The organism is Jannaschia sp. L-14R, from assembly GCF_056857695.1.
Map to the genome: position 1 here is coordinate 146,642 of NZ_JBSXNP010000007.1, position 22,279 is coordinate 168,920.

The 22,279-nt window shown below is 62.3% G+C and carries 23 protein-coding genes; 11 read left to right on the forward strand and 12 right to left on the reverse strand.

Annotated features, from left to right (window positions below; all coding sequences use genetic code 11):
- Positions 1-60: 60 nt before the first annotated feature.
- The 5 genes from AC13C2_RS02385 (at position 61) to msrA (ending at position 5,740) form a co-directional block, all read left to right on the forward strand.
- Positions 61-1,107 carry a Hint domain-containing protein gene (locus AC13C2_RS02385; protein WP_482885825.1) on the forward strand — a complete coding sequence of 349 codons (1,047 nt, stop codon included), beginning with the start codon at positions 61-63 and terminating at the stop codon, positions 1,105-1,107.
- Positions 1,108-1,277: 170 nt separating this feature from the next.
- Complete coding sequence (gene rpsD, locus AC13C2_RS02390; RefSeq protein WP_339644522.1) at positions 1,278-1,898, forward strand: 30S ribosomal protein S4; 621 nt, start codon at positions 1,278-1,280, stop codon at positions 1,896-1,898.
- Positions 1,899-2,093: 195 nt separating this feature from the next.
- A complete protein-coding gene (locus AC13C2_RS02395) occupies positions 2,094-3,512 on the forward strand; it encodes a homospermidine synthase (protein WP_092761277.1) in 1,419 nt (472 codons plus the stop codon).
- A gap of 212 nt (positions 3,513-3,724) precedes the next feature.
- Complete coding sequence (locus tag AC13C2_RS02400; protein ID WP_482885828.1) at positions 3,725-4,768, forward strand: hypothetical protein; 1,044 nt, start codon at positions 3,725-3,727, stop codon at positions 4,766-4,768.
- Positions 4,769-5,092: 324 nt separating this feature from the next.
- Positions 5,093-5,740, forward strand: coding sequence for a peptide-methionine (S)-S-oxide reductase MsrA (gene msrA, locus AC13C2_RS02405; protein ID WP_092760727.1), 648 nt, complete (start codon positions 5,093-5,095; stop codon positions 5,738-5,740).
- A gap of 50 nt (positions 5,741-5,790) precedes the next feature.
- Here the strand turns inward: msrA and AC13C2_RS02410 are convergent, their stop codons facing one another.
- From AC13C2_RS02410 to hemB, 5 genes are all read right to left on the reverse strand, one after another.
- A complete protein-coding gene (locus tag AC13C2_RS02410; protein ID WP_092761275.1) occupies positions 5,791-5,961 on the reverse strand; it encodes a FixH family protein in 171 nt (56 codons plus the stop codon).
- A 366-nt stretch (positions 5,962-6,327) separates the two neighbouring features.
- On the reverse strand, positions 6,328-7,080 hold the full coding sequence (gene fnrL, locus AC13C2_RS02415) for a transcriptional regulator FnrL (RefSeq protein WP_245737509.1): 753 nt from the start codon (positions 7,078-7,080) through the stop codon (positions 6,328-6,330).
- Between the two features lie 232 nt (positions 7,081-7,312).
- A complete protein-coding gene (locus tag AC13C2_RS02420) occupies positions 7,313-7,543 on the reverse strand; it encodes an EF-hand domain-containing protein (RefSeq protein WP_482885831.1) in 231 nt (76 codons plus the stop codon).
- A 433-nt stretch (positions 7,544-7,976) separates the two neighbouring features.
- Positions 7,977-8,183, reverse strand: coding sequence for a cold-shock protein (locus AC13C2_RS02425; RefSeq protein ID WP_092760723.1), 207 nt, complete (start codon positions 8,181-8,183; stop codon positions 7,977-7,979).
- Between the two features lie 193 nt (positions 8,184-8,376).
- Entirely contained in the window at positions 8,377-9,387 is a 1,011-nt protein-coding gene (gene hemB / locus AC13C2_RS02430) for a porphobilinogen synthase (protein WP_482885833.1), read from the reverse strand.
- A 127-nt stretch (positions 9,388-9,514) separates the two neighbouring features.
- Between hemB and AC13C2_RS02435 the strand changes: the two genes are divergently transcribed.
- On the forward strand, positions 9,515-10,042 hold the full coding sequence (locus tag AC13C2_RS02435; protein ID WP_092760720.1) for a component of SufBCD complex: 528 nt from the start codon (positions 9,515-9,517) through the stop codon (positions 10,040-10,042).
- A gap of 53 nt (positions 10,043-10,095) precedes the next feature.
- On the forward strand, positions 10,096-13,578 hold the full coding sequence (gene mfd, locus AC13C2_RS02440; RefSeq protein WP_482885835.1) for a transcription-repair coupling factor: 3,483 nt from the start codon (positions 10,096-10,098) through the stop codon (positions 13,576-13,578).
- Positions 13,579-13,719: 141 nt separating this feature from the next.
- Here mfd and AC13C2_RS02445 read toward each other — a convergent pair whose 3' ends face one another.
- The 6 genes from AC13C2_RS02445 to ruvC form a co-directional block, all read right to left on the reverse strand.
- A complete protein-coding gene (locus tag AC13C2_RS02445; RefSeq protein ID WP_092760718.1) occupies positions 13,720-14,895 on the reverse strand; it encodes an MFS transporter in 1,176 nt (391 codons plus the stop codon).
- Between the two features lie 79 nt (positions 14,896-14,974).
- On the reverse strand, positions 14,975-15,640 hold the full coding sequence (locus AC13C2_RS02450) for a DsbA family oxidoreductase (protein WP_482885837.1): 666 nt from the start codon (positions 15,638-15,640) through the stop codon (positions 14,975-14,977).
- Between the two features lie 132 nt (positions 15,641-15,772).
- On the reverse strand, positions 15,773-16,792 hold the full coding sequence (ruvB, locus tag AC13C2_RS02455) for a Holliday junction branch migration DNA helicase RuvB (RefSeq protein WP_339646631.1): 1,020 nt from the start codon (positions 16,790-16,792) through the stop codon (positions 15,773-15,775).
- Complete coding sequence (locus AC13C2_RS02460) at positions 16,789-17,025, reverse strand: GIY-YIG nuclease family protein (RefSeq protein ID WP_092760712.1); 237 nt, start codon at positions 17,023-17,025, stop codon at positions 16,789-16,791. Before AC13C2_RS02460 ends, ruvB begins: the two co-directional genes overlap by 4 nt.
- Positions 17,025-17,672 carry a Holliday junction branch migration protein RuvA gene (ruvA, locus tag AC13C2_RS02465; RefSeq protein ID WP_092760710.1) on the reverse strand — a complete coding sequence of 216 codons (648 nt, stop codon included), beginning with the start codon at positions 17,670-17,672 and terminating at the stop codon, positions 17,025-17,027. The genes AC13C2_RS02460 and ruvA overlap by 1 nt, the downstream gene beginning before the upstream one ends.
- On the reverse strand, positions 17,669-18,184 hold the full coding sequence (gene ruvC / locus AC13C2_RS02470) for a crossover junction endodeoxyribonuclease RuvC (RefSeq protein WP_482885840.1): 516 nt from the start codon (positions 18,182-18,184) through the stop codon (positions 17,669-17,671). Before ruvC ends, ruvA begins: the two co-directional genes overlap by 4 nt.
- A gap of 305 nt (positions 18,185-18,489) precedes the next feature.
- On the opposite strand from ruvC, the gene AC13C2_RS02475 reads away from it, so the two are divergent.
- The gene (locus tag AC13C2_RS02475) at positions 18,490-18,684 is read left to right on the forward strand and encodes a DUF1127 domain-containing protein (protein ID WP_092760706.1); all 195 of its coding nucleotides are present in this window, start codon (positions 18,490-18,492) and stop codon (positions 18,682-18,684) included.
- A 116-nt stretch (positions 18,685-18,800) separates the two neighbouring features.
- Here AC13C2_RS02475 and AC13C2_RS02480 read toward each other — a convergent pair whose 3' ends face one another.
- On the reverse strand, positions 18,801-19,685 hold the full coding sequence (locus AC13C2_RS02480) for a 50S ribosomal protein L11 methyltransferase (protein ID WP_482885842.1): 885 nt from the start codon (positions 19,683-19,685) through the stop codon (positions 18,801-18,803).
- Positions 19,686-19,800: 115 nt separating this feature from the next.
- Between AC13C2_RS02480 and AC13C2_RS02485 the strand changes: the two genes are divergently transcribed.
- The 3 genes from AC13C2_RS02485 (at position 19,801) to AC13C2_RS02495 (ending at position 22,220) form a co-directional block, all read left to right on the forward strand.
- On the forward strand, positions 19,801-20,454 hold the full coding sequence (locus AC13C2_RS02485; RefSeq protein ID WP_175495797.1) for a hypothetical protein: 654 nt from the start codon (positions 19,801-19,803) through the stop codon (positions 20,452-20,454).
- Entirely contained in the window at positions 20,451-20,852 is a 402-nt protein-coding gene (gene ybgC, locus AC13C2_RS02490; RefSeq protein ID WP_482885844.1) for a tol-pal system-associated acyl-CoA thioesterase, read from the forward strand. Before AC13C2_RS02485 ends, ybgC begins: the two co-directional genes overlap by 4 nt.
- Before the next feature lie 153 nt (positions 20,853-21,005).
- Complete coding sequence (locus AC13C2_RS02495) at positions 21,006-22,220, forward strand: hypothetical protein (protein WP_482885846.1); 1,215 nt, start codon at positions 21,006-21,008, stop codon at positions 22,218-22,220.
- The last annotated feature ends 59 nt before the right edge of the window (positions 22,221-22,279 follow it).

The window sequence follows — 22,279 nt, forward strand, 5'->3', positions numbered from 1 at the left end:
CACAGGTCGGGCAGCGGCCGAAAAAAACAATAAAAAACAAACGGTAACGAAGGGGCGGGCATGTTGGGGGCATGTGCAGGGGCACAAGTCATTTCCGCAGTTCAGGCGCGGGTGGACGGGCATTTTCCGTCCGCCCGCACACCTTTTCCGGTCGGCTCCGATTTCCGGTGGTTCGGTGCTCCCCTGCGCCTTGACGGGGCTCGCGCGGCGCTGCTTCTCAATGGTGCGGAAGGTCAGGCGGACCTGCGCGCGCGCGTGCCGCGAACGGTAGCGAAACTTAGCCGAGGACGCGGCAGCAGTGCCGTCCCGCTCAGTCTGCTGGACCCCGACGAGGATCCCGCCGCCCTGATCGTGACCGACGGGCGGACCCGATGGCCCGCGCAGGTTGTGCCGGTCGCGAACGGTGAAACGCTTCTTCTGTTCTCGGATGGTCTGCCGCCCGCCAACGCCGATCTCCGCATCGTGCAGTCGCCCACGGTGCAGGATGCGCCGACCGACAAGAAGACCATCTGTTTTACCGCAGGCACCCTGCTCGACACGCCCGACGGCCCCCGCGCAATCGAGGATCTGTATCCAGGCGACCGTGTCGACACCCGCGACAACGGCCCGCAGGAAGTGCTTTGGATGGGACTGCGCCGAGTGTCGGGCGCGCGAATGTTCGCGATGCCCCGTTTGCGCCCGGTTCGTATCCGTGCCGGTGCAATGGGCAACGATACCGACCTCGTGGTGTCGCCCGGCCACCAGATGCTGATATCCGGGCGCAAGGTGCAGGCGCTCTGGAATACTGCCGAAGTTCTGGTCCGCGCGCAGGACATGATCGACGGCGTCCGCGTTGCGGTCGATCACAGCGCGACCGAGGCCACGTATCTGCATGTCCTGACGCAACACCATCAGGTGCTGCGCGCCAACGGTGTCTGGTCCGAAAGTTTCCATCCCGGCGAGGCCGACCTGTCCCACGTTAATACCGCCGAGATGGAGGAGTTGCTGGACCGCGTGCCCGGCATCGACACCGACGACAGCGCTTATGGTCCATCGGCGCGGCGTTGCCTGTCGGCGGCCGAACTGGCGATCCTGCGCCATGACGGGCCGCCGCGTTATCTGATATAGCGGCTGACCGGCAGGCGCTGAACAAGCGTTGACACCCTTCGGGGGTGCGACTAACAGGCGACTTCCATTGGTGTTGGTGGCCCCCGCGAGGGGATCCCTGTCAGGGTGCAGATCGCCCAGAGGACAACGCCCTTCACGCCCCGTCGGGGGCACTCAGAAGGAGAACAGCCGTGACCAAACGCACGTCTGCCAAGTACAAGATCGACCGCCGCATGGGCGAAAACATCTGGGGCCGCGCCAAGTCGCCGGTTAACCGCCGCGAATACGGCCCCGGCCAGCACGGCCAGCGCCGCAAGGGCAAGCTGTCGGATTTCGGCCTGCAGCTCCGCGCCAAGCAGAAGCTCAAGGGCTATTACGGCGACCTGACCGAGAAGCAGTTCAAGCGTATCTTCGCCGAAGCCGCCCGCGTCAAAGGCGATACCGGTGAAAACCTCATCGGTCTGCTGGAGCGTCGTCTGGATGCCGTCGTCTACCGCGCCAAGTTCGTGGCGACTATCTTCGCCGCCCGTCAGTTCGTGAACCACGGCCACGTCACCGTGAACGGTCAGCGCGTCAACATCGCATCCTATCGCGTCAAGGAAGGCGACGTCGTTGCCGTCCGCGAAAAGTCGCGTCAGCTGGCCGTGCTGCTGGAAGCCACGCAGCTGGCCGAGCGTGACGTCCCCGACTATATCGAGGCTGACCACTCAAAGATGACCGCCACTTTCGTCCGCGCGCCCGGCCTGTCCGATGTGCCCTACGCAGTGGTCATGGAACCGAACCTCGTCATCGAATACTACGCTCAGAACTGACGCGCGTCCGGCGCGTCATCCCTGACACCGATCCGGGGTTTCCCGTTTCATTCTATAAAGGGCCGCTCCTTCGGGGCGGTCCTTTTCTGTTGAGGCTGCCCCCAAACCTCGCATGCGCGTCCAGACATTGACCTTCGCCCTCCGGCAATGCATTCCCGCGCGCGGCTGCCCTTTCGCCTGTTCGGAGACCTGACTATGACCGATTACCCTGTCCACGCCCGTATTGACGGTGCCGTCGTGATGATCGGTTTCGGGTCCATCGGGCGCGGCACGCTCCCCCTGATCCAGCGTCATTTCGACTATGACCCCGACCGTTTTCTTGTGATCGAACCATCGGACGCAGCCTGTGCCGACCTTGCTGCCCGTGGCATCCCGTACCGACAGGTCGCACTGACACCCGAAAACTATCGCGCCATTCTGGACGAAGTGATGACCCCAGGCACGGGTTTCGTCGTCAATCTCTCGGTCGACACGTCCAGCCTTGACCTGATGAAGCACTGCCGGGCGCGCGGCGTTCCCTACATCGACACCGTCGTCGAACCTTGGGCGGGTTTTTATTTCGACACCGAAGACAACGCACAACGTACGAATTACGCTCTGCGTCAGAAGGTCCGCGATGAGAAATCCGCGAACCCCGGTGGCACCACCGCAGTATCCTGCTGTGGTGCGAACCCTGGCATGGTCAGCTGGTTCGTCAAGGCAGCTCTGTTGAAGTTGGCGCAGGACATCGGAGTTGCCGGGAACATACCGTCGGACCGCACCGGATGGGCCCGCCTGATGCAATCCCTCGGCGTCAAAGGCGTTCACATCGCCGAGCGGGACACTCAAGCCCGCCGCACTCCGCGTCCCCGCAACACATTCGTCAATACATGGTCAGTCGAAGGTTTCATCGCCGAAGGGTTCCAGCCTGCCGAATTGGGCTGGGGCACACATGAGACATGGTTTCCCGAGAACGCCCGTCGTCACAGCACCGGGTCTCAGTCCGCAATCTGGCTGAACCGCCCCGGCGCGATCACCCGCGTCCATAGCTGGTGCCCGACCCCCGGCCCGCAGTTCGGCTATCTGGTAACCCATAATGAAGCGATCAGTATCGCCGATTACTATACCGTCGGGTCCGGCCCCGCGCCGGAGTATCGCCCGACCTGCCACTACGCATATCATCCCTGCGACGACGCAGTTCTGTCTTTGCACGAAATGTTCGGTGCCGGCCGCCAGCAACCAGACCACCACATCCTGTCAGAACACGAAATTGTCGAAGGCGTGGACGAACTGGGTGTCCTCATTTTTGGTCATGCGAAAAACGCGCTCTGGTATGGCTCCCGTCTGTCGAATGCGGAAACCCGCGACCTTGCCCCTGACCAGAATGCCACGGGTTTGCAGGTCACCTCCGCCGTGCTGGCTGGAATGGTCTGGGCACTGGAGAATCCCGATGCTGGCATTGTCGAGACCGACGAGATCGACCACGCCCGCTGCCTGGAAATCCAGATGCCCTACCTTGGCCCGGTCGAAGCACATTATACCGATTGGACCCCGCTTCAGGACCGTTGGCAGCACTTTCCCGAAGACATCGACGAAAGCGACCCGTGGCAGTTCCGAAACGTCCTCGCCAGCTGATCGAACTGGGGCGCGCCACTAGAACGCACCTGCAATCTTCCCCCCCCGGACAAGACATGAACCCTCTCCGGCGTCGATCCGTTAGCAGGCCGTCGCCCCGAATGTCAGTCGCACCGATCCGGGGCATGCGCACAAGGGGAACCGATTTGTGATCGGCCGTGTTGGAAAGCCAAGACGTAACGGCGTCGCCCCCGAAGCAAAAGGACGATCCCATGAGCGAAACATATGTCACCGCACCCCCCGTTGCCGCCCCTGCAACCGGAACCGTGCGCCGCGTATCCTGGGGCGCCATCATTGCGGGATCTGTGGTGTCCGTTGCCCTGATGATCCTGTTTACGACTTTCGGTATCGGCATCGGTGCCGCCATCGTTGACCCGCTCTATGACCGGAACCCCGTGGAAGGGGTCGGTATCGGATCGGGTATCTACATGGTCATTACGCAATTGATCGCATTGGGTGTCGGTGGATATGTCGCCGCGCGTCTGGCGGGCATTCCCCGTCCGATCGCATCCGTTCTTCATGGTGCCGCCGTATGGTCGGTCGCCACTATTTTCCTGGCCTGGGCCGCTGTCACCGGCGGCGGCATGATATTCGGCGCTACGTCGTCGATCATCAGTGGCACTGTCAACGCCGCCGCGAATGTCGGCGAAGCGGTCGTACCCGACGATCTGTCGATGCCGAACATCGGTGAAATCGCCGGCTCCATCTCGCTTGATGCCTTGCCGCAGGATGTGCAGGACCGTCTGGCCGAGGCCGGTATCACCGAAGCCAACATCCGTGAGGAAGCAACCATTGCCTTTCGCAACGTGTTCAGCCAGCAGGAACAGCAGGCCGCCATGTCCGAGGCGCGCGACACCCTGAACGATATCCTGCGCTCGCCGGGCGATGCGGGTGCCGACATCGCGGCCTTCTTCGACCGTCTGGTTGAAGGCCCGAACGCGATCATCTCGGATGAGGATCGTCAGGAGGCGATGGCTGTCATGGAGCGTCGCCTGGGAGTGACACCAGAGGACGCACAACAGATCGTCCAATCGGTCGAGGACGGGGCGCTGACTGCACTGGACGAAGCCGAAGCCGCTGTCGAAGCCGTGCAGACACAAACCGTTGAGGCGGCACAAGCCGCAAGCGATGCCCTGTCGGCCGCCGCGCTGCTGTTGTCGCTGGCCTCGATCCTGGGTCTGGCCGCGGCCGCTGGCGGTGCCTTCGCCGGCAAACCTAATTCGCTGATAGGAGACCGTTTGGACGATCACGTCTGATCGTTTCGCGCTCACACACGACCCTTGCTCCGTCCGCGCTGCACTGTGCGGGCGGGATTCATCTTCGCCCTAAATGCATCCCACAGCGGCACTTTTTGAAAAAGGACTCGCTAGACGCCTCTCGGTCGGGGGCGTAGGCCAACCGGCATGCGCCTCTTTCCCTCGCCGCAGCCCCGACGCTTCCCGCTGGCAACGCCCCGAGGCGCTTTTGATGCTGTTCGCAATTCTCATGCCCGGTCGAAGGACACGAAACCACGCTCAGCCGCCGCCCCCTCGTCATTGCCGAATAACGACCCCATATTGGAGGACAAAGGAGTGCTAAAGATGCTATTTCAACGCCAGAAGTCCGAATTGATCGCCAAAGATGCCGCCCTGCCCGGACGAGACACGCCGATCTCCACCGCCGAGACGCACCATGTCTTCGGCACACCCCTGTCCAACGACGTACCCGAAGATATGGAAGAAGCCATGTTTGGCATGGGCTGTTTCTGGGGCGTTGAACGCATGTTCTGGCAGACCCCCGGCGTCCACATGACGCTGGTCGGCTATGCCGGGGGGCACACCCCGAACCCCACTTACGACGAGGTCTGTTCGGGCCGCACCGGCCATAATGAAGTCGTCCGCGTGATCTATGACCCCTCCGTTGTGACGTATGATGATCTGTTGCGCGTTTTCTGGGAAGGCCACGACCCGACCCAGGGCATGCGGCAGGGCAACGATCGCGGCACGCAATACCGCTCCGGTATCTATGCCTATTCCAACGCGCAGATGCAGGCGGCCAAGGCCGCATCCGAGGCATTCGCCCCCCGACTACGCGATGCAGGCTACGGCGAAATCACGACCGAGATCGTGGATGCCCCGGCTTTCTACGTGGCCGAGGAATACCATCAGCAGTACCTGTCGAAAAATCCACGCGGATACTGCGGGATCGGCGGAACCGGTGTTACCTGCCCGATTGGCGTTGGGGCGTAAGGGCATATTACGGGTTTATCCTGTCCGTCACCTTGACCGACCCAGAACAGTTAGCGACCTGTGTCATTCCAATCGAAGTCCGGAGTGCAATCCTGCGCGACCGTCGTGGCGCGACCCAGCGTAGCGGCGACGATTCCGTGATGAACAGGTTCGCCGTCCGTATCGGTGATGGCAAGGTGCAGGCGATCGCCGTCGTGATCAAGTAAAACCGCCCAGCCCAGCGCTTCCTGTGCACCGCGGTCGGCATCGAACTGTTACAAGGCCATATTGGACCTGTCGCGGAATTTTTCCGTTCCTTTGGCTTGGTATTTTGCCTCAAAGGAGAAGTATCTTGGCATCGAAATCTTCCCCCGAATTCAGTATCGAAGCAGTTCGCGTGGCGCTGGCGAGCGGGGTGCCGTGCGAGCAAAAAAGCAACGACCGACAGCAATCACCGCTCTAACATCGCGCCGAACCTGCTGAACCGGAAATAGGATCAGCACGAAAACGCTACAGGCTCAATGAACTTCAGACAGTCGAACATACCGGTCCCTTCCCGCCTTCACAGGAGGGGTCGCATGCTCGACCGTCGTCAGCCCTTATTCAGATCAAGCGGATCGGTCGTCCCGGCCATAGTCAGACAATATTACTGTGTCATCGCCCGTCACGGATATCAACGAGGGCAGATCGCCACAGACAATGCCGCGTGTGCCTTCAAGGCGGATGAACCCGTCCTTGCGAAGGGCGGTCATCTGGCGGCTCACGGTTTCGATGGTCAAACCCAGATAAGTCGCCATCGCTTCCCGCGAGAGGGGAAGTTCCGCGCGCAACGGAAAGGCTGCCGAGGGGGCGCGGCGCAGAATAATCGCCAGCAGCGTCGCGACCTTTTCGCGTGCGGTCTTGCGGCCCAGCAGCAGCATCCAATCACGCGCCGCGTCCAATTCATCCAACGCCATTTTCAGAAGGCGATCCGCCACATGCGGCGTTTCCGCCATCATCCGCTCGAAGGCCAGGCGTTCGAACACGCACAGCGTCGTATCCGTGACCGCGACGACTTCGAACGGTGCGGTGGCACGGCCCGGACGGCCCAGAAAGTCCGATGGCAGCAAAAGCCCGACCATTTGCATCCGCCCGTCTTCCAGCGATTGCGTCAACGTCGCACAGCCGGTGACGATCGAGGCGACGAACGGCAGCACTCCGCCTTCCAGAGCGATGACCTCGCCCGCCTTGCACGATCGATAGGACTTCATGTCGGACAAGCGGTTCAGTTCCGCCCCGTTGCAAGAGGCACAGACGGCCCGGTGCCGGATCGGACAGGACGAACAGTCCGAGGTCGCAAGTAAAAAATCCATGTGGGCCATGGCCAGAAAATGTCCGAAAAAATGTGGGGCCGTCGCCGCTTGTTCGAAAACTGCCATGTCCTTTGATCTGTAACAAGGGACGGCGGTGCATACCCGCAATGGCAGGGGCACGAGGCTCCTGCTCCTGGACCTGATTGCGCGGCGTCACGCTACTGCCCGGCAAAAACGCCCGGACCGCTTGATCCGGGCGTCATATTGTCAGATCGGGCCATCCAACCCGGTCAGTGTCGCGTCAGGACGGCAGCGCACCAGAGTCCTGTGCGGCCTGAACTTCTTCTTCGCTCAGCAACCCATCTGCATCGGTGTCCATCGCGGCGAAGTTGTCCGCAGTCATATCCGGATAGGCGGTCTGAAGCTCTTCCATCGAGACGTATCCATCGCCATCGGTATCCATTGCGCTCTGCGCCCAGGACGGGGCGGCAAGGGCAAGGACGGTAGCAGCTGTCGCAAGAATGCTTTTCATCGTTCTTCTCCAGTTTGGATTACAAAGGGGTGATCTCTCTACCCGCGCCCATTAGGACGCAACGCCGTCATCGACGCTTCCCCAAGTGATCATCCGTCCCTTTTCGTGCACAACCTCGCTCCTTACTGCCCCGTTCCTGCGCACTTTCCTGCCCGAAAAATCGCGCCCGGAAACCTCGGCGGAAAAGCCTTCATCGAGCCCGTGATTTCCGGCTTGTTCCCGCCGCAGCGGCACAGGCCGATCAACATCACAATGCAGTGCGAATCGCATAAGGAGATCTGCATTCCGGCTTGCCGATTCAGGCGAAACGATCAAAGTCGGAAAAGTGAGCAGGCAGTCCGGTAAGGTCGATCCGTATCGGTCTGAATCGAAAAAGGCGCCCCGTTTCCGGGACGCCTTTCAGACTGTCGGAACCCTCGAAAGGGTTCGAAAATCAGGCCAGTTCGATGTTGGTCGCGCTCTCGCGGCCGTCACGGCCGGGCTCGATATCGAACGTGACTTTTTGGTTGTCGGCCAGACCGGTCAGGCCCGCGCGCTCAACAGCAGAAATGTGCACGAACACGTCCTTGCTGCCGCCGTCGGGGGCGATGAAGCCGAAGCCTTTAGTAGTATTGAACCATTTGACGGTGCCAGTAGCCATCGTCGATCTCCTTCTTAAACTGCCCACAGGATGCGGCAGGTCGGCTAGCGTCAGTGCAAGATCGAAAGACTGAGCCTTAAGAAGGTGTCGTCGATATGGATAACGTCGCAACTCCCACATGGCCGCTTGCAAGCAGGTTTGCAAGCCTTACGCGCAGTCGCGACGATATAGGCAAAGGTTCGCCGCCATTGTTCTATTCCCATCCGGCCCGGATCAGCCGCGCCGCCTCGGGCGCGAAATAGGTCAGCACACCGTCGCAACCGGCCCGGCGGAACGCCATCAGGCTCTCCATCATAGCCTTTTCCCCATCGATCCATCCGTTTCCCGCCGCCGCCCGGATCATCGCGTATTCTCCCGACACCTGATAGGCAAAGGTCGGCACGCCAAAACGATCCTTCACCTTCGCGCAAAGGTCCAGATAGGGCATACCCGGCTTGACCATGACCATATCCGCGCCCTCGGCAATATCGCGGGCGACGCAACGCAGACCTTCATCGGCATTCAGCGGATCCAGTTGATAGGTCTTCTTGTCACCCTTCAATGCACCCGACGCCCCCACCGCATCCCGGAACGGACCATAGAAGGCCGAGGCGTATTTGGCAGCATAGGACATGATCGTCACATCGCACAGGCCCGCGTCTTCCAAGGCACTACGGATCGCGCCGATGCGACCGTCCATCATGTCCGATGGTCCCAGAATATCGGCCCCTGCTTCGGCCTGTGCCATGGCCATCTTGACCAGAGCCGCTACCGAGTCGTCGTTTACGATGACGCCGTCACGCAGAATGCCGTCGTGACCCTGCGCGTTATATGGGTCCAGCGCCACGTCCGTCATGATCGCGATGTCGGGCACGGCGGCCTTGATCGCACGGGTGGCACGGTTGGACAGGTTCTCGGGGTTCCATGCCTCGGCGCAATCGTCGGTCTTGAAGGTGCCGTCTGTATAGGGAAACAGACAGATCGCGCGAATGCCAGCCGCCTGCGCTTCGGCCGCCGCTTCCACGGTCAGGTCAACGGACCGGCGGATCACGCCCGGCATCGACGCGATTTCCTGTGTCGCGTTGTCACCGTCGCAGACGAAAACGGGCCAGATCAGGTCGTCGACCGACAGCCGGTCCTCTCGGACCAGCGCCCGCAGCGCCGGGGTCCGGCGCAGACGACGGGGGCGGGAGGCAGGGAATCCGGGCGCAGACTTGGCCGTCATGATGTACCTTTGTGACAGTTCCCCTTCGGTCGCACGACCGGAGGCTGGGTTCAACCGCCGCCCGACTTGCCATCCCTCCTTGCGTGGGCGACATGGGTGCGACGGTTGCTATGGATCAAGCTGAACCTTGGATTTTCTTTTCCTGGAACTGGCTCTCGAAGCCATCGACTTTAGGTCCTTCTCGAACCTTTGGTTCTGGATCGCGCTCGCCGTGCTGTGGTCAACGGCATCGCATTGGGTCGTGGGCGTGCCTTTCGACATGGTGCGCCGAGCGGCCAGAGGAAACGAGCAGTCGCTGGAGGACATGCATGTGCTGGCCAACATCCATGCTCGTCGCATTCTGTTCATCGCCGAAGAAACCGGCCTGATCACAACCGCCTTTAGTTTCTTTCTGGTCACGATGCTGGCCCTGCTGGGTTTTCTGTATCGGGTGGAATTCGCGCAGGCGATCCTGCTGCTGTTCCTGCCGCTGATGCTTGTTGCGTGGGTCACCCTGCGCGCTGCCCGCAAGGTCGACGGGTTGGACGCGTCAGATCTGGGCAACCTTCTGTTCCGCACCCGACGTCTGATCCAGTTCCTTGGCATCGTGTCGATCTTCGTCACATCGATGTGGGGCATGTGGGTCAATCTGAGCGCCAACGTCCTAGGAATATGAATACGGGTATGGCGCATGGTTGACACCCGCGCCGGCGCCGTTACCTGACGCGGATGCCCGACACCGCCTTCTCTCCTTTGCCGCAAGGCCATATCCGCGTCGGCGGCGCGCCCGAGGGTTTCGACGCCCGCGTTTTGTTGCGCGAACTGGAAAGCGGCAAACCTGTCGTTCATGTCGCCCGCGACGACAAACGGGCCGAGGCAATGGCCGCTGCAATCCGTGCGCACCAATCGGGCGTCACCGTGTTGCGCTTTCCTGCATGGGACTGCCTGCCCTATGACCGGCTTAGTCCCGCTGCCGAAATCAGCGCCACGCGCATGGCGACGCTGACGGCGCTGGCGCATGGGTTCACCGGCGAATTCATCCTGCTGACGACGCTGTCTGCGCTGACGCAGCGTATGCCTGCGCGCGCGACACTGAAAGGTGCGGGCTTTGCCGCCCGTCTGAACCAGCGCATCGACGAGGATGCCTTGCGCCTGTTCCTTGTCCGCATGGGCTTTACCCAGACCCCCACCGTGGTTGAGCCGGGCGACTGGTCGCCGCGCGGCGGTATCATCGACATCTGGCCCCCGGGTCAGCCTGCGCCAGTGCGTCTGGACCTGTTCGGCGACACGCTGGACGGGCTGCGCCGCTTCGATCCGGTGACGCAGCGCACGACCGATCAATTGAAGATGATCGAACTTGCGCCGGTTTCCGAAGTCATCCTGGACGGTCCGGCGATCACCCGATTCCGTCAGACCTATCGCATCGAGTTCGGGGCGGCGGGCACTGACGACCCGCTCTACGAAGCGGTCAGCGCTGGCAAGAAACCACAGGGCGCGGAACACTGGCTGCCGTTCTTCCACGAAACGCTGGAGACTTTGCCCGATTATCTGCCCGACGCGACCTTTGTGCTGGACGACGCCACGCCCGCGCATCACGCCGACCGATGGATTCAGATCGCCGATATGTATGATAATCGGCGCGAGGCGATGCAGGCCAAGGGGCGCGTCGACAGCGTATATAAACCCGCCCGGCCCGAGACCTTGTATTTGCGCCCCGAAGACCTCGATGTCGCACTGGCCTCCCACCGCACGCTGCATCTGAACCCTCTACCCGCTGCCCCCGGCCCGGGTGTCATCGACGCGGGTGGGCGGATCGGTCGCAGCTTCGCGCCCGAACGGCAGCTGGAGGATGTGAGCCTGTTCGGCGCGCTTGCCGACCACATCGCCGCCAAACGGGCCGATGGCGGCGTTGTGATCGCATCCTATTCCGGCGGCGCGCGCGAGCGTCTGCAAGGATTGCTTGAAGATCAGGGCGTCACCGGTACCCGTGCCGTCAAGCGACTGGAAGACGTTGCCAAGGGCGAAGTCGGGCTGGCGATCTGGGCGCTGGATCGGGGCTGGGAGGGGCCTGTCGGCAAGGACAGGCTGACGGTGATTTCAGAACAGGACGTGCTGGGCGAACGCCTGATCCGCGGCAAAAAAAAGAAACGCCGTGCCGAGAACTTCCTGACCGAGGCGCAGGCCCTGTCAATGGGCGATCTGGTCGTTCACGTCGATCATGGTGTCGGACGGTTCATCGGGCTGGAGACGGTCACGGCGGCGGGCGCGCCGCATGAATGTCTGGCGCTGGAATACGCGGGCGGCGACCGCCTGTTCCTGCCGGTCGAGAATATTGAACTGCTGTCCCGATACGGGCAGGAAGAAGGTCTTCTCGACAAGTTGGGCGGCGGCGCATGGCAGGCCCGCAAGGCCCGACTGAAAGAACGCATCCGCCAGATCGCCGAACGCCTGATGCGGATCGCGGCGGAACGTGCCCTGCGCAAGGCGCCCATTCTGGAGGCACCCCGCGACATGTGGGAAACCTTCGCCGCCCGCTTTCCCTACGAGGAAACCGACGATCAGTTGCAGGCCATCGAGGACGTGGCCGAAGACCTTGCCTCGGGCCGTCCGATGGACCGGCTTGTTGTCGGCGATGTGGGTTTTGGCAAGACCGAGGTGGCGATGCGCGCTGCCTTCATCGCGGTCACCGCCGGCAAGCAGGTGGCCGTCATCGCACCGACGACCCTGCTGGCACGGCAACACGCCAAGTCGTTTCAGGACCGGTTTCGCGGACTGCCGATCAAGGTGCGGCAGCTGTCGCGGTTCGTGACCACCAAGGATGCCAACGCGACCCGCGCCGGTCTGACGGATGGAACCGTCGACATCGTCATTGGCACCCACGCCCTGCTGGCAAAGCAGGTGAAATTCGCCGAGCTTGGCCTGTTGATTATCGACGAGGAGCAGCATTTCGGCGTCACCCACAAGGAACGCCTCAAGGAAATGCGGTCCGATATTCACGTTCTGACTCTGTCCGCCACGCCGATTCCACGCACGTTGCAGATGTCGCTGACCGGCGTGCGCGATCTGTCGATCATCGGCACTCCGCCGATAGACCGTCTTGCCATCCGTACCTATGTGTCCGAATTCGACACCGTCCAGACCCGCGAAGCATTGCTGCGCGAACATTATCGCGGCGGGCAATCCTTCATGGTCGTCCCCCGCATCACCGACCTGCCGGACATGGAAGCGTTCCTGCGCGAACAGCTGCCGGAACTGACCTATGTGATTGCCCACGGACAGCTTGCGGCAGGAGATCTGGACGAGCGGATGAACGCCTTTTACGACGGCAAATACGATGTCCTGCTGTCGACGACGATCATCGAGAGCGGCATCGACATCCCGACCGCCAATACCATGATCATCTGGCGCGCCGACATGTTTGGCCTGTCGCAGCTTTATCAGATCAGGGGGCGCGTGGGTCGCTCCAAGACGCGCGCCTATGCGTTCCTGACCACCAAACCGCGCGCCAAGCTGACGCCGCAGGCCGAGCGACGCCTGAAGGTGCTTGGGTCTATCGACGCGCTCGGTGCCGGGTTCAACATTGCAAGCCAGGATCTGGACCTGCGCGGCGGTGGCAACATCATTGGCGAAGAACAGTCCGGCCACATGCGCGAAGTCGGCTTCGAGCTGTACCAATCCATGCTGGAGGAGACGATCGAGAAGCTGAAATCCGGCAAGGCCGACCTGCCCGATGCGCTGTCCGACGATTGGTCACCCCAGATCAATCTGGGTGTTCCGGTCCTGATCCCCGAAGACTACGTCACCGACCTGGATACCCGTCTGGGTCTCTATCGTCGCCTGTCGGGTCTGGATCGGAAAGTCGAACTGGAAGGCTTTGCCGCCGAACTCATCGACCGTTTCGGTCCTCTGCCCCGCGAAGTGAATGTCCTGCTGCGGATCGTGCGCATCAAATCTATGTGCAAGGCTGCGGGTGTCGAGAAGCTGAACGTCGGGGCCAGGGGTGCAACGGTCGAATTTCACGGCAACCGCTTTGCGCGGCCCGAAGGTCTGGTTGATTTCATCAAGGCAAGAAACGGCGCCGCCAGAATCAAGGGCGACAAGCTGGTCGTCATCTCGGAGTTTCCGTCCGAGGCGGACCGCATCAAGGGCGCATTCTCCATCGCCCGCGATCTGGCGGTGCACGCGGGGGCGGCCAAGCAGCGAACGGATTGACCTTTATTGCTGACCGTGAGTCGGAGGACATGCTTCTGGTCAAAACGCGAGCGTGGTTCTGGTCGGGCCTTCAGTTTTCTTGGCTTTCGGACACTGGCTGACTGTGGCGGACTGTGGCGGAGCGCACCGCCGGGGCCCCCCCTATAGCTCCCGCAACCTGCGCGCCAACAACAGACCAAGCGCAGCGCAGACAGCGACCCCCAGCATCAGAGGCACCGGCGTGCCATTGAACGCCAGCCCGATGGGTGCGGCCACGAAAACGGCGACAATGGTGGAAACGGCTGAAATCACCGACGACGCCATCCCCGCGATATGTCCCATCGGCTGCATCGCGATGGCGTTCAGATTGCCGATGGTCAGCCCCGCCATGGCGAAAACGCCAACCTGCCAGACCACGAACAAGCCGAAGCGCCAGCCCTCGGGCGTCAGTCCCGTGGCCCACCCGGCGGCCAGCACGAGCGACAGCACCAGATGCGACGCCAGCGCAAGCCTTACCAGATACGGCATGCCCAACCGTCCGACGAGCGATGCGTTCAGAAAGGACGCCCCTCCGGACAGAAGGGCGACCAGACCGAACCAGATCGGGAACGTATCAGCCCGACCGAAAGTGAATTCATAGATCGGCTGTATGCTGATGATGGTGGCAAACAGGATGCCGAACACCAGCGTCTGCATGATGATCGCCCGGCGAACGTTACGATGGACAAAGACCTCGACCACTGCCGCGCGCAGCTGCGCGATCCGCAGGGGACGGCGCAAACCGACAGGCAGGGTTTCGGGCTGACGGATCAGCAGCCAGAGACCCGAGATGGTCGCGAACACGACGAAGGCCCAGAATACCCCGCGCCAGCCGAAGCCCGCGATGATGAACGCGCCGATCAGCGGCGCAATGGCGGGCACAAGAGTGAAGGTCATCATTATGAAACTGGCGACACGCGCCATCCCCCGGCCGGCATAAAGGTCGCGCACCATCGCCTGTGCCGCGACCCTTGGACCGGATGCCCCCAGCCCCTGCAACACGCGCACGGCCAGCAGCATTTCCAGACTGGGCGCGATGGTGGCGAGTGCGGCGGCGATGGAGTAGACGACCGCACCGCCGATCATCACCCATTTGCGCCCCAGCGCATCCGACAGCGGCCCGGCGAACAATGTGCCAAGCCCCATGCCGAACACGAAGGCGACGATCACCAACTGAGCGGCATTGGGCGCACCGGGCGAAAGCTCACGGCCGATTTCCGGCAAGGCGGGCAGCATGGCATCGATGGAAAACGCGATCGTAGCGGACAGCATAGCCATCAGCGCCACGAACTCCGGCATTGACAGTGCGCGCTCTGTGCGTGGTTTCAGACGGGACGGTTGCGGCGGCGGGGCTTCCGGGCGGGCGGTCACGGAATTCTCACGTAGCAGTCGCGTCCGATCCGGCCTGTTTATTCACCTCCTCCAGAATTTCCTCGATGACCTGCCCCCATAATTCGGGCGGCTGCGCCCCGCGCAGCACATGCTGATTGGCGATCACGAACGTCGGCACGCCGCTGACACCCCGTTCACGGGCGTGGGCATCGCGGGCGCGAATATCCTCGCGGTCCGCGTCCGATGCGAACAGACGGCCCAGCATCTCGCGCTCCATGCCGCAGCCCACACCGATATCAATCAGAGTAGCTATATCGCCAATGTCGCGGCCCTGCTCGAAATACGCTTCGAACAAGGCCTGCACCACGTGCGTCTGTTTTTCCTCAAGCCCTGCCCAATGGATCAGCCGATGAGCATCCAGCGTGTTCGGCGTGACCTTGATGGCCTCGAAATCAATTGTGAGACCCGCCGCCTCCGCCGCTTCGACGACGGGGGCATAGGCGCGCATCGCGCCTTCCTTGCCACCGAACTTCTCCTCGAGGTAGGCGCGCCGGTCCCTGCCCCCTTCAGGCATGTCCGGATTCAACTGAAACGGATGCCATTCCAGAACGAAAGGATGGTCTGGATGCTTCTGCAGCGCCCGGAACAGGTTCGCCTTGCCGATATGGCACCAGGGACAGATCGGGTCTGAAAGAATATCGAGCTTGATCATGAATACAGCCTTATCGCGGGGTCATGACGAACCTAATGGCGGTATCGACGGGTTGAAAGATCGTCGGATACACATCCGCCTGTGCGCATTTTTCTTTTCCCGAAGCATTAAGGTCGGCAACGGACCTTAGCTTCATCCGAAAAGATCGTCCCGTTCAGGAACGTCCAGTCCCAAGTGCGTCCAGCCCTTCTGCGCCAGAATCCGTCCGCGCGGCGTTCGCGCAAGCAGCCCTTGTTGCAGCAGGTATGGCTCGATCACCTCTTCCAGGGCATCGCGGCTTTCCGAAAGCCCGGCAGCCATCGTTTCAACCCCCACCGGGCCGCCGCCGTAATTTTCCGCCAGCAGTCTCAGATACCTTCTGTCAGCGGAGTCGAGGCCCAGGTGGTCCACACCCAAACGTGTCAAAGCCCGGTCAGCGATGGCGGAGGTAACTGTCCCGTCGCCCTCGACCACCGCGAAATCCACCACCCGTCGCAACAAGCGACCGGCGATCCGCGGTGTGCCACGGGCCCGTCGGGCGATTTCCTGCGCGCCGTCATCGGTCGCAGGTGCCCCCATCAGTCGCGCACCACGGGTGACGATCTGGTGCAACTCGGGGATGGTATAAAATTCCAGTCGCGTCGGAATGCCAAACCGGTCGCGCAACGGCGTTGTCAGAAGCCCCAGCCGCGTCGTCGCGCCCACCAATGTGAACGGTTGCAGGTCGATGCGCACGGTGCGCGCCGCCGGACCTTCGCCGATCACCAGGTCCAGCGCGAAATCCTCCAGCGCGGGGTAAAGGACTTCCTCGACTGCGGGGTTCAGGCGGTGGATTTCGTCGATGAACAGAACGTCGCGTGGCTCCAGGTTGGTCAGGATCGCGGCCAGATCACCGGCCTTGGCCAGCACCGGCCCCGAGGTCATCCGAAACCCCACGCCCAACTCGCGTGCCATGATCTGCGCCAGCGTCGTCTTGCCCAACCCCGGAGGGCCATGAAACAGCACGTGATCCATGGCCTGCACCCGTCTGCGTGCGCTTTCGATGAAGATCCGCAGGTTTGCCCGCGCCTCAGCCTGCCCGATGAATTCATCCAGCACCTGTGGACGCAACGCCCGGTCGTCCGGCACGTCATCGGGGATCGAAGCATCCAGCAGCGGGTCACGGTCCATCATCGGTTCAACCCATCCGTTCTGGCGTGCAAATGTCTCATCCAGCCTTGTTGCGGTGTCGTGATGTCTTCAATGGACATGGCGGGCGAGACGCGTTCAAGGATCGAGAGGTTTTCCTGCGCAGCTTTTATAAAGCACGCAACGAACCTGCATCCCAGCCTCCGATACAGCAGCATGAGATTCGCATCCTGCGGCGCGATTTTTACGCGCTCCAGAATCTCGCGAAACGCCAGCATCAATCCCTCGGGGCCAGCAGCTTGAGCGCTGCGCGGATCAGGTCGGGTGTGTCGCCGCCCGCGCTCGCCGCTTCGGCCACGGCGCGGGCGGCATCGACCGGGGCATAGCCCAGGTTTGACAGGGCCGACAGCGCTTCGGACTGGGCGCTGGCGTCGACCTTTGGCGCGACTGCGGTCGAGTCGACCAAAGGTCCGTCCGCCACCCCTTCCAAGTCAGGGGCCGAACCACCCTCCATCAGCATCATGGCCGGGGCCTTGCCCTTCAGCTCCAGCACGACGCGCTGCGCGATTTTCGGGCCGACGCCCGGCGCGGCCCTGACCGCATTCGCATCGCCCAGGGCAATCGCACGGGCCACACCGTCGGCACCCAACGTGCCAAGAATAGCCAGTGATCCCTTGGCTCCGATCCCCTGAACGCTTGTGAGAAGGCGGTGCCACTCCCGCTCCTGCACCGTCAGGAATCCGAAAAGCTGCATCAGGTCTTCGCGCACCAGTAACTCGGTCCAGAGCGAAACCGGCGTCCGCACAGGTGGCAGTGCGGCGATTGTACGGTCCGAGCATTGAACGATATACCCAACGCCGTTTACGTCCAACAGAACGTGATCGCTTGCCTTGTGGTCAAGCCGCCCGGTCAGCCGCCCGATCACGCGGATGTCTCCGCGCCGCGGGCCACTGCCGCCGCCAGCCGTCCGCGGGTCTGCAAATGCACGGAATGGCACAGTGCAATTGCCAGCGCATCCGCTGCATCCGCCGAATCCGGGGCGCACCCCGGCAATTGCATCAAAACCATGTGCAGGATCTGCGATTTGTCGGCGTGACCAACGCCCACAACGGTTTTCTTGACCGTATTGGGGGCATATTCACCGACATCGATTCCGGCCTGTGCCGGGACCAGAACGGCGATCCCCCGCGCCTGCCCAAGCTTGAGCGTGCTTTGCCCGCCCGCGTTCACGAACGTCTGTTCGACCGCAGCCGCATCGGGCGCGTATCTCAACAGAACCTCGGTCAGCAAAGCATGCAATGACAGCAGGCGGACATCCATTGCCGTGCCAGTCGGGCGACAGGTCCCGTTCGCAACATGACGAATGCGCGGCCCATCGACATCGATGACGCCCCAGCCGCAGGCCCGCAGACCCGGATCGATTCCCATCACGCGCATCTGCCCAACCCCGTGCCTCGTCTGATGTTCTTGCTTTGATCCTTTGCTAGCATAGGCCAGCCCACAGGACCAGCACGGACATTCGCGGAACGGCATCACTAGGATTGCCGTGGTCACCCCGTGTAAACTTGCCGCGGCGCAGCAACTATTTCCGAGGTTCTCATACTGCTATGCAAAAAGCACATAGCGGACATTCCCGCTTGATATTTGTGCAGTTTGAGAACCCACCCTATCTGCGCCTGATCCGAAGCAGCCAAAAGGGCTGCACCCCCTCTTTGCAGCCTCATTCCGAACTAGGATAAATCATGGCCACCTTCGACGTCTTTACCCCCGCCCGTCCAGCCCCCGCCACAGGCATGTTCACTGCCATGTTGGGACGTTTCATTTCGTGGAACGATCGCCGCGTGACTGTAAAGATGCTGAACGGTCTGACCGACCGCGAACTTAACGATATCGGCCTGGAACGTGCCAACATCGCGTCCTGGTCCCGCCGTCGCTAATCTGTGACCGCATTACCGTTACGATTTGCCAATGGGCCGTCCATCGGGACGGCCCGTTTTGCCTTGGTGGATTTATAGAGACAGCTTCATCAGGCATGGCTCCCGTTCCATCGGGATCAACGCCGCCGCAGGCTCAGTGTTGTCCAGTCGCCGACTTCGACGCGGCGGACCATATCGAACCCGACAGCATCATAGGCCGCCACGACCTCGTCACCCTGTGGATTCAACAGGCCTGAAAGTATCGCGTAGCCGCCCCTCGCCGCGTGGGCGGCCAGATCGGGGGCCATGTCGATCAGTGGGCCTTTCAGGATATTGGCGAAAATCAGACCATAAGGGGCCTGCGCCGCCAATCGCGGATGATCGAACCCGGCGGCCTCAACGCATTCGACCCGCGCCGTCAGGTCGTTCACGTCGACATTGGCCTGCGCCACTTCGACCGCGACCATGTCGATATCCGACGCAATAACGGCTGCGTCCGGCCAGACCTTCGCCGCCGCCATCGCCAGAACCGCCGTACCCGCCCCGATATCCGCTGTCGGTCCCGGCGCCAGGCCGTCGGCCAGCAGCGTCTCGAACGCCAGAAGGCAGCCCTGCGTCGTGCCATGGTGGCCGGTGCCGAAGGCCATCGCCGCCTCGATCAGCAGGGCGACGCGGCCATCTGGAATGCGGTCGGCATCGTGACTGCCATAGACGAAGAAGCGCCCTGCTTCGACCGGGTGCAGATCGCGCTTGACGTGAGCGACCCAGTCCGTCGGCGGCACTTCTGAGATGACGAAAGGTTTCGCCCCGAAGGCCGCCGCCAGCAAGGCCAGCCCGGTGTCATCGGGAGCATCCGCGAAATAGGCTCCGACCTCCCACAACCCGGAGCCGTCCTCCATCTCGAAGACGCCGACGCCGTCGGGCTCCAGCGTTTCTTCCAGTGCGTCGCCCAGCCCTTCGGCCTGCGCCTTGGTCCTGAGGGTGGTCAGCGCGGTCCAGCTGGCGGGGGTGATGTCAGACATTCTTGCGGCTCCTCGTCGGGTTCAGGTGTCCTTGCGGGGTGGCTGGGGCAGCCGTCAAGGCATTGCGCGCCCCGCCCTCTGGCCACCGCGCATCCGTCATGGCATTTCCGTGCCCATGACACAGAATATGCCACAGATCGAACCCCTGTCGCCCGACGCCATTGAAACGCTATTCACCCGTGGCGACGGCCAGTTCCTGTTCGCCCGCTGGGGTCGACCCATCGTGCCGGTCGTCTTCGGTGTCACCGACGAAACCGTCGCCATTCTGAAAGGCGCGATCGAGGCATTGTGCGTGCTGACCGGCCACAAGATGGCCGAGACCGACCCGGAGCTTGGCGTCAACCTGATGGTCTTCTTCGTGCGCGACTGGGCCGAATTGCCCGTGACGCCCAACCTGGACCGCCTGATCCCGGATCTGGGCGCACTGACCGACCGCCTTCAGGCCGCAGAGGCCAACCAGTATCGCATCTTTCGCTTCGACGAGAGCGGCGCGATCAAGGCCTGCTTCGCCTTCCTGCGCATGGACGACGAGCTGGCGCAGGTACCCGCCGACACCTTGGCATTGAACCAGATGGTGCAGGCGCTTTTGCTGTGGTCTGATAAAGCGTTTACCGACGCCTCCCCCCTCGCCCTGCTGGAGGGTCGCGCCGTGCTGCGCCCCGATGTCGCCGACCTTATGCGAGCTGCCTATGACCCCGTTCTGCCTGCGATGGCGCAGGACCCAAGCCATGCGCTGCGCCTCTTCGCCCGCACAGGACGGGTGCAATGACAGCCATTGATCCGAGGCATGTCTGGCCGATCCGCGTCTATTACGAGGATGTCGATCTGGCCGGCATCGTCTATTATGCCAATTATCTGAAGTTCATAGAACGCGCCCGCTCCGAAATGGTCCGCTCCGCAGGGGTGGATCAGGACGCGATGCGGTCCGCGGGGCTGGTTTTTGCCGTTTCGCGGATCGAAGCGGATTATCTGAGGCCCGCGCGCTATGACGATACGCTTCAGGTCGAAACCACGATGGGCGACGTTACTGCGGCGCGCTTCGTGATGAAGCAGACGGTGATGCGCGATGGCAGGCCCCTGTTCCGCGCGACTGTGACCATTGTCTGCATGGACCTGTCCGGTCGTCCGCGCCGCTTGCCTGCCGAAATAACGGATCTGGTCCCATGACGTCCGCCGCCACCCGTGCAACGCTTGCCCGGCGGACGTCCGATGCAGAATTCACGGATGTGCAGAGGAAGGATCGCTCGACGGCGGCGCTCGGTCCTAAGGGTTTTTTAAGGGCAATCTGGCAGGGTCCCGCAAAACAGCGAGTCGACTGCCATGCCCCTTCCCTTCCGCGCCGCCGCCTATCTCGTTGCCACGCTGTCAGGGGCATCGCTGGGATATTCGATCTCGGGCGGGGGCGGCGACGGCGCGGTGCCGCGGAATACCATGCCCTCGACCCTGCCCGTCGGCACCCCGCCCGTTACCCCGGTCGCGACCCCGGAGACAATGTCGGACGGCCCTCCGCCAACCACGGTGCAAACGACGGCAGCCCCAGACGGGGACACATTCGACACCAGTGGGTGGACTTTGCGATCCGAAGTGTCGGATTTCGATAATCTGACCAATGTGTTCCTGTCCGTTTCAAGCGATCGGCCATTGCCCTGCGGACCACGGCGCAGGGCGACATTGATGCTGCGTTGCCTGCAGGACAGGACAGCGGTCTATATCGCCCACGATTGTGCCACACCGCCCGGCGACCCCGATGGATGGCAGGTGGAGCAGCGTCTGGATAATGCCGCCACCACCACCGCCTATATGGAGGTCGACAGTCACGGCGAGGCATTCGGGCACTGGCAGTATCGCCCCGCCCGCACCCTCATCGAAGACCTGACCCGCGCCGACAATCTGTATCTTCGCTTCACGGATGCCGATGGCCTGACCAGCGAGATGCGATTTCCGCTGACCGGTCTGACCGAGACATTGCCGACACTCAGCGCAGCCTGCAACTGGTCGGATGTCGCCCCATGGGAGGCACCAGATCCCGCAGCGATAACGGTGGGGTCTGAACACGATCCCCAAACCGGCGAGAGCAGTGTGACAACAAGCGCAGGCAAATCGCGCAATGATCACGGCGATGATGGGTCGGCTTTGAACGGGATCAACGCAATATCCGACGACCATCCGTCGACCGAAGCCGAAGGGGCCGCGCCGCGAGGTACAGGGCCGGGTGCAGCGAGGCAGGCGGCGAAGGACGGCGGTCGCGGTCAGCCCGGACCAGACAGGCCGCCAACCAGCCTGCTTGCGGCACGCTCTGGGGCTGGCGCATCCATCGACATCGTACATCTGGATGGTCAGCCACCGGACAGGGCGGCAGGCCGTCATGAAGACGATGGCGGGACGGCCCCACAGGCTTCGACACCCGCCGTCGTGACAGTCAACGCATCGAACAGGTCGAGGGAAAGACCCGCCGACGTCGAAAGCGCACCAAGACTGTTGCTCGGCGAAAGATGGCTCAACGATTATACGCGCGGCAATCCGCCCAAGAAGTGATCCAGCTACACAAACGCTTTTTCATCTGATAGGGATTCGGCAATTCTCAGCGGTCGACA